Source organism: Actinomyces dentalis DSM 19115, assembly GCF_000429225.1.
GTDB classification, from domain to species: Bacteria; Actinomycetota; Actinomycetes; order Actinomycetales; family Actinomycetaceae; genus Actinomyces; species Actinomyces dentalis.
In genome coordinates this window covers 22,279-35,037 of sequence record NZ_AUBL01000010.1, presented here as the reverse complement: position 1 = coordinate 35,037, position 12,759 = coordinate 22,279, and the positions used below count along the sequence as shown (strand labels likewise).

Sequence of the window (12,759 nt, the reverse complement as noted above, 5' to 3'; positions counted from 1 at the left end):
CGCCATGAACTCCGCCGATCACGCACACATCGCCGTCCCCGCCCACCTGACCCCCACGCAGAAGGCCTCCGTCCTGCTGGAGGCCATGCCCTGGCTGCGCGCCTACAAGGGGGCGACCATCGTCATCAAGTACGGCGGCAACGCCATGATCGACGGCTCCCTCAAGCGGGCCTTCGCCGCCGACGTCCTCTTCCTCCACCAGGTGGGCCTGCGCCCCGTCGTCGTCCACGGCGGCGGCCCCCAGATCAACGCCATGCTCGAGCGCCTGGGCATCGAGTCGGAGTTCCGCGGCGGCCTGCGCGTGACCACGCCCGAGGTCATGGACGTGGTCCGCATGGTCCTGACCGGGTCGGTCCAGCGCGAGCTCGTCTCCCTGCTCAATGAGACGGGCTCGGCCGCCGTGGGCATCTCCGGGGAGGACGGCGGCCTGCTGCGGGCGCGCCAGCGCCTGGCCACGGTCGACGGCGAGAGCGTCGACGTCGGGCTCGTGGGCGACGTCGTCGAGGTCGACCCCCGCTCGGTGACCGAGCTGCTGGAGCAGGGGCGCATCCCCGTCATCTCCTCCGTCGCCCCGCTCCTCGCCGACCCGACCACGGTCCTCAACGTCAACGCCGACACCGCGGCCGCCGCCATCGCCGTCGCCCTGGACGCGCAGAAGCTCATCATGCTCACCGACGTCGAGGGGCTCTACTCCGACTGGCCCGACAGGAGCTCGCTCATCTCGCGCATCGGCGTCGACGCCCTCGAGGCCCTCATCCCCGAGCTCGACTCCGGCATGATCCCCAAGATGGAGGCCTGCCTGCGGGCGGTGCGCGGGGGAGTGGGGCAGGCCCACGTCGTCGACGGGTGCCAGCCCCACGCCATGCTCCTGGAGATCGTCACCGACGACGGCGTGGGCACGGTCATCTACCCCGAGCACACCAAGTGCTCGCGCACGAGGGGCGGGCAGTCGCTGTGAGCGCCGTCGACGCCGGGAGCGGGAGCACCGCGGCCGGGGCCGCCCCCGCGCAGGCGACCCCGGCCGCCGGAACCGGGCGGGCCTGGGCGCAGCGCTACGGGCGGGCCGTCATGAACACCTTCGGCGCCCCGCAGCGCGTCCTCGTGCGCGGGCGCGGCGCCCGCGTGTGGGACGCCGACGGCGCCCAGTACACCGACCTGCTCGCCGGGATCGCGGTCAATTGCCTGGGCCACGCCCACCCGGCCGTGGTGGGGGCCGTCACCGCGCAGCTGAGCACCCTCGGGCACGTGTCGAACTTCTTCACCACCCCGGCGCAGATCACCCTCGCCGAGGAGCTCATCGGACTCGTCTTCCCCGGCGCCGACCCGGCCGACTCCAGGGTCTTCCTGGCCAACTCCGGCACGGAGGCCAACGAGGGGGCCTTCAAGATCGCGCGGCGCCACGGGGGGGCGCAGCGCCCGCGCGTCCTCGCCCTGACCGACGCCTTCCACGGGCGCACCATGGGCTCCCTGGCCCTGACCCACAAGGCCGCCTACCGCGAGCCCTTCGAGCCGCTGCCCGGCGGGGTGGAGTTCGTCCCCGCCGGGGACGAGGCCGCGCTGGCCGCCGCCATGGGGCCCGACGTCGCCGCCCTCATCGTCGAGCCCATCCAGGGCGAGGCGGGCGTGCGCGAACTGCCCCCCGGCTACCTGGAGGCGGCCCGCGAGCTGACCGGGCGCGCCGGCGCCCTGCTCATCATCGACGAGGTCCAGACCGGCATGGGCCGCACGGGCGCCTGGATGGCCCACCACCTGCTCGCCCCGTCCGTCACGCCCGACGTCGTCACCCTGGCCAAGGGCCTAGGCGGCGGCGTGCCGATCGGGGCGGTCGTCGCCACGGGGCCCGCGGCCGGCCTGCTCGGCCCCGGCCAGCACGGGACGACCTTCGGGGGCAACCCGGTGGCCTGCGCGGCGGCCCTGGCCGTCATCGCCACGATCCGCGACGAGGGCCTGCTGGAGCGGGCGGGCGCGCTCGGGGCGCGCTGGTCGGCCGAGCTGGCCGCCGTGCCCGGGGTGACGGGCGTGCGGGGGCGCGGGCTGCTGCGCGGGGTCGGGCTGGCCGACGCCGTCGGCCCGGCCGCGGCCGTCGCCGCCGAGCTCATGGAGCGGGGCTTCATCGTCAACGCGCCGCGCCCGGACACGCTCCGCCTGGCGCCGCCCCTCATCCTCCCCGACGCCGACGCGGACCGCTTCACCGCGGTCCTGCGCCGGGTGCTCGCCGACCGATTGACCCAGGCAGGCCCCGCATGACCGACCACGACTCCACCTACGCGGCCCCGCAGACCAAGGCGGCCCGCCACGCGCTCATCACGCGGATCCTGGCCAAGGAGCGCATCCGCTCCCAGGCCGAGCTGCGCGAGGCGCTCGCCGCGCGGGGCATGAGCACGACGCAGGCGACCCTGTCGCGGGACCTCGTCGAACTGCGGGCCACCAAGATCCGCTCCGCCGGGGGGGCCCAGGTCTACGCCATCCCCGAGGCGGGCGCCCCCGGCCAGGTCCACGTCGGCTCGCCCCCCGGCGGCTCCCTGGCCGAGCACACCACGACGCGCCTGGCGCGCTGGTGCGCGGACCTGCTCGTCACGGCCGAGTGGGCCGGGCAGCAGCTCGTGCTGCGCACCCCCGCCGGCGCGGCCCAGCTGCTGGCCAGCGCCGTCGACGACGCCATGCTGCCCGGGGTCCTGGGCTGCATCGCCGGGGACGACACCGTGCTCGTCATCACCCGGACGCAGGATGTCACCGCCGACGTCGCGGCGCACCTGCTCGCCCTGGCGGACCCGGCCGCGCGCCACTGAATCCTCCGGGCGGGGCCCCACTCCGCTCGTCTCCCATCCGCATCCCCCACGCCGTCGGCCCCGGACGATCCGTCCCGGGCACGGGCGCCATGACAAGAAAAGAGAACACATGAGCGAGCACAAGGACCGCGTCGTCCTCGCCTACTCCGGGGGCCTCGACACCTCCGTGGCCATCGGCTGGATCGGGGAGGCCACCGGCCGGGAGGTCATCACCGTGGCCGTCGACGTCGGCCAGGGCGGGGAGGACCTGGAGGTCATCCGCCGACGGGCCCTGGACTGCGGCGCCGTCGAGGCCTACGTGGCCGACGCCCGCGAGGAGTTCGCCGCCGAGTACTGCATGCCGGCGCTCAAGGCCAACGCCCTGTACGAGGGCGTGTACCCGCTCGTGTCCGCCCTGTCCCGCCCGCTCATCGCCAAGCACCTGGTGCGGGCGGCGCGCGAGTTCGGCGCCTCCACGGTGGCCCACGGCTGCACCGGCAAGGGCAACGACCAGGTCCGCTTCGAGGTGGCCATCACCTCCATGGCCCCGGACATGGACTGCATCTCGCCGGTGCGCGACCTGGCGCTGACCCGCGACGTGGCCATCGACTACGCCGAGAAGCACCACCTGCCCATCGAGACCACCAAGCACAACCCCTTCTCCATCGACCAGAACGTGTGGGGCCGGGCCGTTGAGACCGGGTTCCTGGAGGACCTGTGGAACGCCCCCACCAAGGACGTCTACGTCTACACCGACGACCCCACCTACCCGCCGCTGCCCGACGAGGTGATCATCACCTTCGCCAAGGGGATCCCGGTGGCCATCGACGGGCGGGACGTCACCCCGCTGGAGGCCGTTCAGGAGCTCAACCGGCGCGCCGGCGCCCAGGGCGTGGGGCGCATCGATATGGTCGAGGACCGCCTCGTGGGCATTAAGTCGCGCGAGATCTACGAGGCCCCCGGCGCCGTGACCCTCATCGAGGCCCACCGGGCCCTGGAGGCGGTGACCCTGGAGCGCCTCCAGCGCCGCTACAAGAGGCAGATGGAGCAGGCCTGGAGCGATCTCGTCTACGAGGCCCAGTGGTACTCCCCGCTCAAGCGCTCCATGGACGCCTTCATCGAGGACACCCAGAAGTACGTCTCCGGCGATATCCGCATGGTTCTGCACGGCGGGCGGGCCACCGTCGACGGGCGCCGCACCGGCACCGGCCTGTACGACTTCAACCTGGCGACCTACGAGACCGGCGACACCTTCGATCAGTCCTCCTCGCGCGGCTTCATCGAGATCTACGGCATGCAGTCCAAGCTCGCGGCCGCCCGCGACGTGCGCGAGGGCAATGGAGTCGGCTTCTGAGCCGGCCCGCCGCCTCCGGCCGGGTCGAACCCGGCCGACGTCATCAGCCCCCGTGGACACGGCGCCACGGGGGCTGATCCATTGCCGGGCCGTATATCCTCGGGCGCGGGTCGCGCACTCATTGCCGGTTGCGTTGCGGCAACTGACGTGAGGGGCGCGGGCAGATGCTAAGTTTTCATTATGCGTGGATCGTTTCGGTTGACACCCGTGCCTCCCGCCGTGGTCGAACCCGCTCGCGGGAGGAAGGCCGTGGCGAATCGTCCCCGTCCGCAGGAGGTGGTATGAGAGACCCGATTACGGCCGATCGGGCGCGCAGAAGGACCGTCGGCGGATCCAGGCGCCGGCTTCTGCCCGCCCTGGGGACGTGGGCGTTCTTCCTCACCTTCGCCGGTCAGGGCGTGCGCAATGCGGTCGGCTGGTGGGCCTTCGGGCTCATCGCCGCCATCAGCGAAGTCATCCTGCTCCTCGTCTTCCTCCACGAGGGGCACCGCGTGCCCCGGCGGGCGCTGCCGCCCCTCACCGGCGCCTACACGGCGCTGTGCCTGGCCAGCGTCCTGTGGTCCCAGTACCCGGCTGCGACGGCCCTCGCCGGCGCCCTCATGCTGGCCACCACCGCGGTCGGCGTCCTACTGGCCTGCGGCCTGTCCCTGCGGGAGATGACGGACGCCCTCAGCCGGGCCCTGGAGGCGATCCTCGTGCTGAGTATCCTGCTGGAGCTCTACGTCGGCCTCGTCCTGCGCCGTCCCCTGATCCCCGTGTACATGCAGGACTGGAAGGCGGTGCCCATCTCCTACTACTGGGTCAACGGCGAGATCCTGCACGGCGGACCGATCCAGGGCATTGTCGGCAACCGCAACCCGCTCGCCTTCATCGCCCTGCTCACCCTCCTGTGCACGGCGGTCAGGTGGGCGGACCGGCGCGTGCGCCCCTTCGGCCTCGTCGTGTGGTCGGGCCTGTCGGCCCTCGTCCTGGCCCTGACCGCCTCCGCCACGGTCCTGGTCGCCGTCGTCGTCTGCGTCGTCATCACCGCCGTCCTGTGGCTCATGCGCCACGTCCCCGTCGCCCGCAGACGGCTCGTCAGCGGCGTCGCCCTGTCACTGGGCGTCGCCCTGGCCGCCGCCGGTCTCGGCCTGCACTCGCAGGTGACGGACCTGCTGGGCCGCAGCTCGGACCTGAGCGGCCGGTGGGAGATCTGGACGAGGGTGATGGACCTGTGGGAGCAGCACACCATTCTCGGCTGGGGCTGGATCATGTACTGGCCCCCGTGGATGCCCCTGTTCCGCACGCTCGTCGTCCGCCCCGACGGGACGCCCACGATGAGCGCCCACAACGCCTATGTCGAGGCGCTCTTCCAGACGGGGGTCGTCGGCGGCGCGCTCATCGCCGTCCTCGTGGTGACGCTCGTCTACCGGTCCTTCCGCCTCGCCACGGACCATCTCGACTTCGACGCCTCCGTGCTCCTGCCGGCGCTGCTCATGACGGCGCTGGTCGTGCAGTCCTTCACCGAGTCGCGGCTGCTGAGCGAGGGCAACTGGGTGGTGGTGTGCGCCCTGGAGACCTGGTTCGGGCTGCACCGCATGATCGAGCTCGAGCGCAGTGAGCCCTGGGCGAGTCCGCTCACCCCGCGGGGGCGGTGACCGGCGCGCCGGGCCCGATGCCCGCCCGGCGCGCCGATCCTCAGGGCGGCGCCGGTACGGGCGGCGTGAAGCTACTCGGCGGCCCCGGCCGACTCCGTCTTCAGGTCCGGGCTCCGGTCCCTGCGGTTCGTCCAGTGGGAGTCGTCGTTGGCGTAGGCGTAGTAGGCGCCGATGAGCAGGCCCCCGCCCACGAAATTGCCCAGCAGGGCGACTACCACGTTGCCCAGTGCGGGCAGGACGTCGATGCCGTGGGTCAGGCCGACGACGGTGAACAGGACCGTATTGGCCACCGAGTGCTTGAATCCGAGGAAGGCGAAGACGAAGACCGCGATGATCATTGAGAAGATCTTGGACCAGTCCTCGTGGATGAAGCCGTTGTAGATCAGGAGCATCGCCAGGTTGATCATGAAATTGCACAGGATCGCGCGCATGAAGAGGTCGGCCACCCCCGAGGCCGACGACAGGTAGGCGAGTTTGGCCTCCACCGAGTGCGCGGCCTGTTCGCCGGTGGCCCCCTCGATGAGCGTGGAGAAGCGGTACACGACGGCGAAGACCAGGCCGCCCATGAAGTTGCCTGTCAGGCACATGAGCAGGACGCGCAGACCCCTCCACGCCGAGATGCGCTTGTAGTAGTAGCCGATGACCACCACCATCATATTGCTGGTGAGCAGCTCGGACTTCGTGTAGTAGATGAACACGAGCGCGGGGCCGAAGGAGAGCGCTCCGAGCATCTTGCCGACGCCCGCCATCGAGGTCCCCCCGAGGCGCAGGCCGTCGAGGACTCCCACGATCGCGTAGTTGACGACGTAGAAGACGGCCACGATCATGCCGGCCATGGCGGCGCGCATGAGGTAGCGCTGGGCGAGGGCGCCGGTCATGCGGGTCTTGGTGTCCAGTGCCTCGAGCACGGTGGAGATGAAGTGCTTGCCGGGGAAGAGGGCGTCCGATGCAGTGGTCATGCCCCATGATGGCATGGAATACGGCGGAAAACGTGACGAATGGAACATGGCCTCTTCCCCGTGCGGGCGGCGCGGCGGGTCCGCCGCCGCTCCGCCCGCTCGCGCGCGCCGACGGGCCCATGGGCCATCATGGGGCCATGAGCCAGTCCAGCAGCCAGTCCGGCACTCGCCGCGCCCAGCCCGTCCGGCCCGACGCCCCCGCGGGGGTCAGCCTGTGGGGCGGACGCTTCACCGGCGGTCCCGCCGACGCGCTGGCCGCGCTGAGCGCGTCCACCCACTTCGACTGGCGCCTGGCCCGCTACGACATCGCCGGATCGCGGGCCCACGCCCGGGCGCTGGCCGCCGCGGGCCTGCTCGACGACGCCCAGCTGGCTGGCATGCTCGACGCCCTGAACCGGCTCGAGGACGACGTCGTGTCGGGGGCCTTCGCCCCGGCCCCCGCCGACGAGGACGTGCACACCGCCCTGGAGCGCGGCCTCCTGGAGCGCGCCGGGGCCGACCTGGGCGGGCGCCTGCGCGCCGGCCGCTCCCGCAACGACCAGATCGCCACCCTCATCCGCATGTACCTGCGCGACCGGGCGCGTCATATCGCCGGCCTCGTCCTCGACGTCGTCGACGCCCTGACGGGGCAGGCGGCCCGCGCCGGCGGGGCGATCATGCCGGGGCGCACCCACATGCAGCACGCCCAGCCGGTGCTCGTGGCCCACCACCTGCTCGCCCACGCCTGGCCGCTCATGCGCGACGTCGAGCGCCTGGAGGACTGGGACGCGCGCGCCGCCGTGTCCCCCTACGGCTCCGGGGCGCTGGCCGGCAACACGCTCGGCATGGACCCCGACGCCGTCGCCGCCGACCTCGGGTTCGACTCCGCCGCGGAGAACTCCATCGACGCCACCTCGGCCCGGGACGTGGTGGCCGAGTTCTCCTTCGTCCTGGCCATGACCGCGGTGGACGTCTCGCGCCTGAGCGAGGAGATCATCATCTGGAACACGCAGGAATTCGGCTTCGTCACCCTCGACGACTCCTTCTCGACCGGCTCGTCGATCATGCCGCAGAAGAAGAACCCCGACGTCGCCGAGCTCGCCCGCGGCAAGGCGGGCCGCCTCATCGGCGACCTCACGGGCCTGCTCGCCGTCCTCAAGGGCCTGCCGCTGGCCTACGACCGCGACCTGCAGGAGGACAAGGAGCCCGTCTTCGACGCCGTGGACACCCTGGCCGTCCTGCTCCCGGCGGTGGCGGGCATGATCGGGACCATGACCCTGCACCTGGAGCGCATGGCGGAGCTGGCCCCCCGGGGCTTCTCCCTGGCCACCGACGTCGCCGAGTGGCTGGTCAAGCGGGGCGTGCCCTTCCGCAGCGCCCACGAGATCTCCGGCGCCTGCGTGAGGCGGTGCGAGGAGCGGGGCGTCGAGCTGTGGGACCTCACCGACGACGACTTCGCCGCCATCGACCCCCGCCTGACCCCGGGCGTGCGCGAGGTCCTGTCCGCGCAGGGCTCCGTGGCCGCGCGCCGCGGCCGCGGCGGCACCGCGCCTGCCCGGGTGGCCGAGCAGCTGGCCCGCGCCGCGGCGCGCGCCGCCGAGCTGCGCGCCTTCTGCCGGGAGGGCTCCGTGCTCGACCGCCCCGCGGCGCCGGGCGGCCCCTCGCACTCCCGATCCTCCGGCGACGACGCCTCCGGACCCTCGACCGGGGCCTGACGTGACAGCGCCCCGGGGCGCCGGACCCGCCCCCGCCGGTGCGCCGAACGCCCTGGGGGAGGTCCTCGACCTCCTCGCTGGCGACCCGCTGGAGGTGTGCCCCCGCCTGCTGGGGGCGGTCCTGCGGGCGCAGGACTCCGAGGGCGCGGTCGCCGTGCGGCTCACCGAGGTGGAGGCGTACCGCGGGGAGGAGGACCCCGGCTCTCACGCCTTCCGCGGCCGCACCGCCCGTAATGCGACGATGTTCGAGGCGGCCGGGGCGGTCTACGTCTACTTCACCTACGGCATGCATCACTGCGCCAATATCGTGTGCGGGCCCGAGGGGCTGTCGCGGGCCGTGCTCCTGCGCGCGGGCGAGGTGACCGCGGGGGCGGACCTGGCCCGGCGCCGTCGGCCCGCCGCCAGGGCCGACCGTGACCTGGCCCGCGGACCGGCCCGCCTGTGCCGGGCCCTGGGCCTGACCCGGGACGACGACGGGGTCCGCCTGGGGGAGCGGGGCGCCCGCCTGAGCCTCGCGCTGCCCGATGCGCCCGTGGCCGACTCGCTCATCCGCACCGGCCCGCGCACGGGCGTGGCCGGGCCCGGCGGCGGCGCGGCCTTCCCCTGGCGCTTCTGGATCGACGGCGAGCCGACCGTCTCCCCCTACAGGGCCGCCGCGCCCCGGCGCAGGAGGGCCCGGTGAGCGGGACGAGCGCGACCTACTGGAACCACAACTCGGCCTTCCACGACGAGTTCGTGGCCGACGCCGCGCGGCGCGGCGGGCGGGCCCTCGACGTCGGCTGCGGGGAGGGACTGCTGGTTCAGCGGCTCGCGGCGGTGTGCGAGGAGGCGGTCGGCATCGAGGCGGATCCCGCGACCGTCGAGCGCGCCCGGGCGCGCCTGGCGGGTGTCCGGGGCGCCGTCGTGCGCCGGGCCGATGCCCTCGACCCGGCGCTGCGCGGCGAAGTCGGCGTCTTCCGGACCGTCACCTGCGTGGCGGTGCTCCACCACCTGCCGCTGGAGGAGGGGCTCAGGGCGCTGTCCGGATTCGTGGCGCCGGGCGGACGGCTGTGCGTCGTCGGGCTCGCCGCGGACGAGGGCCTGGGGGACCGGGCGCTGAGCGCCCTGAGCGTCCTCCCCAACTGGGTCGCGAGCCGGTGGCACCGGGAGGTGCGGGACATCGGGGTGCCCGTCGCGCCGCCGCGCGAGTCGCTGCGCGAGATCCGCGCCGTCGCGGCGCGCGTCCTGCCCGGCTGCCGCTTGCGGCGGCGCATGTACTGGCGCTACCGCCTGACCTGGGACCGGCCCGGGGCGGCCTGACGCGAACGGGCGGCGCCCCTCCGTTCTCTCACCACGAGGGGCCGGGAGGCGACGCCCGGCCCGCGCGGATGAGCGGGATCGCGCCGGGAACGGCGGGGGAGATCGGGGTCCGAAAGTGTTCTCGGCCACCGCCCTCGACCATGGATGCTACGCCACGCTACACTTGGTGCATGACTATTGCACAGATCAGTCAGCGGGAGATGAGGAACGACAGCGGGGCCGTGCTGCGCCGCGTCGAGGCGGGCGAGGTGCTCGAGGTGACCCGTCGGGGGGTTCCCGTGGCGCGCCTGGTGCCCCTGTCGGATGATTCGGACCTGAGGTGCATCAGGCCCGCCACCCGGTCGATCTGGGAACTGGACCTTCCGTGGATCACGTCCGGTGAGCCCAGTGAGGTCACCATGGCCGCGATCCGGGACGACCGATGAAGAGGTGGTACCTCGACACCTCGGCCGCGATGAAGCTCATCAAGCGGGAGTCCGAGTCCACGGCGCTTACCGAGCGTCTGCGAGCCGATCGGCCGGACCTCATCAGCGCACTCCTGCTCGAGACCGAGTTGCGTCGGGCGGTCCACCGCCACGAGCTGCTCACGCAGGAGGCGGTCAGCACATTCCTCGCGACCCTGACGATCTACGACATGCCGCCCTCCCTCTACAGCGAGGCCGGGCTCATCGGCGGACCGGACCTGCGGTCCCTGGACGCGCTGCACGTGTGCGCGGCCCTGCGCTGCGGCGCGACGGCGATCGTCACCTACGACAAGCGCATGGGGCGGGCGGCCGCCGTCGTCGGCCTGCCGGTGATCTCGCCCGGGGCGCCGAGCTCCTGAACAGCTTCCGCTCCCGCCCGCGTCGGCGGTCCTTCGCCGGCGGGCCCCGGCCGCGACCCGCTTGCCCGACTCGCATCGATGCTGCGGACACGGCCGGAGCCGCGCCGTCGGACGTGGCACACTAACCGCGCCGGAGCGGCACGCCCGGCCCCGAGCTCAGCGGGAGGCACTGAGCCCGACCCATGGAAGGCGACAGGACCGTGACCGATATCCTGGACGAGCTGCAGTGGCGGGGCCTCATCGCCCAGCACACCGATATCGACGAGCTCCGCGCGGCGCTCACCGGGGGGCGGCTCACCTTCTATTGCGGCTTCGACCCCACGGCGCCCAGTCTGCACCACGGCCACCTCGTCGCCATCAAGGTCATGCGCCACCTCCAGATGGCGGGCCACCATCCCCTGGCCCTGGTCGGCGGCGCCACCGGCCTCATCGGCGACCCGAGGGCCAGGGGCGAGCGCCCACTCAACTCCAAGGACGTGGTCGCCGGATGGGCCAGGAGCCTGCAGGCCCAGCTGGAGAACCTCCTGGACTTCGAGGGCGACAACCCGGCGCGCATCGTCAACAACCTGGACTGGACCGGCGACCTGGGCGCCATCGACCTGCTGCGCGACATCGGCAAGCACTTCCGCATGGGCACGATGCTCGCCAAGGACGTCGTGGCCCGCCGGCTGGCCGGCGACGAGGGCATCTCCTACACGGAGTTCAGCTACCAGATCCTCCAGGCCAACGACTACCTCGAGCTCTTCCGCCGCTACGGCTGCACCCTCGAGATCGGCGGCAATGACCAGTGGGGCAATCTCGTGGGGGGTGTGGACCTCATCCACAAGGTGGAGGGCGCCTCCGTCCACCTCATGACCAACCCCCTGATCACCAAGGCCGACGGCACCAAGTTCGGCAAGTCCGAGGGCGGGGCGGTCTGGCTCGACCCGGATATGCTCAGCCCCTACGCCTTCTACCAGTTCTGGCTTCGGGTCGAGGACGTCGACGTCGTGCGCTTCCTGAAGATCTTCACCTTCCTGGACCGGGACGAGATCGAGCGCCTCGAGGCGGCCACGGCCCAGAACCCCAGGGCCCGCGAGGCCCAGCGGGTTCTGGCCCGCGAGGTCACCACCTGGGTCCACGGGGCCGAGGCGACGGCGCGGGCGCAGGCCGCCACCGCCGCCCTGTGGGGGCGCGGCGACCTCGGCGAGCTCGACGAGGCGACGCTCCTGGCCGCGGTCGCCGACCTGCCGACGGCGGAGCTGATGGTGGGCAGATCCACGATCGTCGACCTGCTCGTGAGCGCGGGTCTGGAGAGGGGCCGCGGCGCGGCCCGCAAGACGGTCGCCGCCGGAGGCGCCTACCTCAACAACGTCAAGGTGCTCGACGAGGACGCCCCGATCGCCCAGGAGCAGCTGCTGGCGGGCGGCGTGGTACTGGTCCGCAAGGGCCGGCGCACCCTGGCCGTGGCGCGACGGCCCTGACGGGGCGCCGGGGCGAAGAATCGCCCCGGACAGGACGGACAGGACGGTGGGCCCGCATTGTGCGCGGGCTCACCGTCTCTCGGTTTGACCGCCTCCCCACCGGTGCGTAATGTTCTCTCCGGCCCGAGCGGGGATGGAGAGATCCAATGACCCGACGGAGGCCGAGGACTGGAAAGTCGTAGGAGACCGGTTACCGCCGGCTCCGGTCCGGAATCTGCTTCGGACGTGCGGCTGACCGATGCTCCTCGAGCGCTTCCGGGAGGAGGCGGTCCGCGGATGCGGATCGTGGAGTCCCGGTGGGTGTGTTGTTTGAGATCTCGATAGTGTGTCATGTTTTGTGTTCGTGGTTTTGGCGGGGGGTTGGGGTTTCTCTCTTTTTTGGGGGGTTGTTCTGGCTTTTCGTTGTTTTTTTTTGGGGTTTTTGGGTTTTTTTTTTTTTTTGTTTTTTTTGTTCTTGTTGTTGGGGTTGGTGGGGGGTTTGGGGGGGTTCCGGGGTTCGGGGTTTGGCGCGCCCGGGTGTCTTGCTTCCTTCTTGTTGGGGGGCGGGTCTGGGGTGCGCCTGCGCGCGCCTGAGTGTCTTGCTTCCTTGCTTGTTGGGGGGCGGGCGGGGGGTGCGCGTGTTGCCCGGTTCCCGTGGTGGGGGTCGGGTTGTGCCCGGTTTCTTCTGCTGCTTGTTGTGGTGGGGGTTTTCGGGTGTTGTTTTTTCCGTCCGGTGCTTCTCGTGTCTTCTGGTTCTGCGGTGCTTGGTCCTTTGTTGGGTTG

Annotated in this window: 12 protein-coding genes; 11 read left to right on the top strand and 1 reads right to left on the bottom strand. The window is 72.1% G+C overall.

What is annotated here, in order from left to right:
- Positions 1-4 precede the first annotated feature (4 nt).
- The 5 genes from argB to G446_RS0103295 all read left to right on the top strand — a co-directional run bounded on the left by argB (position 5) and on the right by G446_RS0103295 (position 5,759).
- Positions 5-958, top strand: coding sequence for an acetylglutamate kinase (gene argB, locus G446_RS0103315; protein ID WP_051285611.1), 954 nt, complete (start codon positions 5-7; stop codon positions 956-958).
- Entirely contained in the window at positions 955-2,247 is a 1,293-nt protein-coding gene (locus G446_RS15660) for an acetylornithine transaminase (RefSeq protein ID WP_051285610.1), read from the top strand. Before argB ends, G446_RS15660 begins: the two co-directional genes overlap by 4 nt.
- Positions 2,244-2,789: an arginine repressor gene (locus G446_RS0103305; RefSeq protein ID WP_026409070.1), complete on the top strand. Its 546-nt coding sequence runs from the start codon at positions 2,244-2,246 to the stop codon at positions 2,787-2,789. The genes G446_RS15660 and G446_RS0103305 overlap by 4 nt, the downstream gene beginning before the upstream one ends.
- A 109-nt stretch (positions 2,790-2,898) precedes the next feature.
- Positions 2,899-4,122: an argininosuccinate synthase gene (locus tag G446_RS0103300; RefSeq protein ID WP_026409069.1), complete on the top strand. Its 1,224-nt coding sequence runs from the start codon at positions 2,899-2,901 to the stop codon at positions 4,120-4,122.
- 281 nt (positions 4,123-4,403) lie between these two features.
- Positions 4,404-5,759: an O-antigen ligase family protein gene (locus tag G446_RS0103295; protein WP_051285609.1), complete on the top strand. Its 1,356-nt coding sequence runs from the start codon at positions 4,404-4,406 to the stop codon at positions 5,757-5,759.
- 71 nt (positions 5,760-5,830) lie between these two features.
- Here G446_RS0103295 and G446_RS0103290 read toward each other — a convergent pair whose 3' ends face one another.
- The gene (locus G446_RS0103290; protein ID WP_026409067.1) at positions 5,831-6,718 is read right to left on the bottom strand and encodes a formate/nitrite transporter family protein; all 888 of its coding nucleotides are present in this window, start codon (positions 6,716-6,718) and stop codon (positions 5,831-5,833) included.
- 137 nt (positions 6,719-6,855) lie between these two features.
- Here G446_RS0103290 and argH point away from each other — a divergent pair, with 137 nt between their 5' ends.
- The 6 genes from argH to tyrS all read left to right on the top strand — a co-directional run bounded on the left by argH (position 6,856) and on the right by tyrS (position 11,997).
- Positions 6,856-8,412, top strand: a complete 1,557-nt coding sequence (argH, locus tag G446_RS15655; protein ID WP_425393867.1) for an argininosuccinate lyase — start codon at positions 6,856-6,858, stop codon at positions 8,410-8,412.
- 1 nt (position 8,413) lies between these two features.
- A complete protein-coding gene (locus G446_RS15650) occupies positions 8,414-9,094 on the top strand; it encodes a DNA-3-methyladenine glycosylase (protein ID WP_390884302.1) in 681 nt (226 codons plus the stop codon).
- Positions 9,091-9,711: a class I SAM-dependent methyltransferase gene (locus G446_RS0103275; protein ID WP_026409066.1), complete on the top strand. Its 621-nt coding sequence runs from the start codon at positions 9,091-9,093 to the stop codon at positions 9,709-9,711. The genes G446_RS15650 and G446_RS0103275 overlap by 4 nt, the downstream gene beginning before the upstream one ends.
- Before the next feature lie 170 nt (positions 9,712-9,881).
- Positions 9,882-10,136, top strand: coding sequence for a type II toxin-antitoxin system Phd/YefM family antitoxin (locus G446_RS15645; RefSeq protein ID WP_034468918.1), 255 nt, complete (start codon positions 9,882-9,884; stop codon positions 10,134-10,136).
- Positions 10,133-10,534 carry a type II toxin-antitoxin system VapC family toxin gene (locus tag G446_RS0103265; protein ID WP_026409065.1) on the top strand — a complete coding sequence of 134 codons (402 nt, stop codon included), beginning with the start codon at positions 10,133-10,135 and terminating at the stop codon, positions 10,532-10,534. The genes G446_RS15645 and G446_RS0103265 overlap by 4 nt, the downstream gene beginning before the upstream one ends.
- Before the next feature lie 200 nt (positions 10,535-10,734).
- Positions 10,735-11,997 carry a tyrosine--tRNA ligase gene (gene tyrS / locus G446_RS0103260; RefSeq protein WP_026409064.1) on the top strand — a complete coding sequence of 421 codons (1,263 nt, stop codon included), beginning with the start codon at positions 10,735-10,737 and terminating at the stop codon, positions 11,995-11,997.
- Positions 11,998-12,759 lie beyond the last annotated feature (762 nt).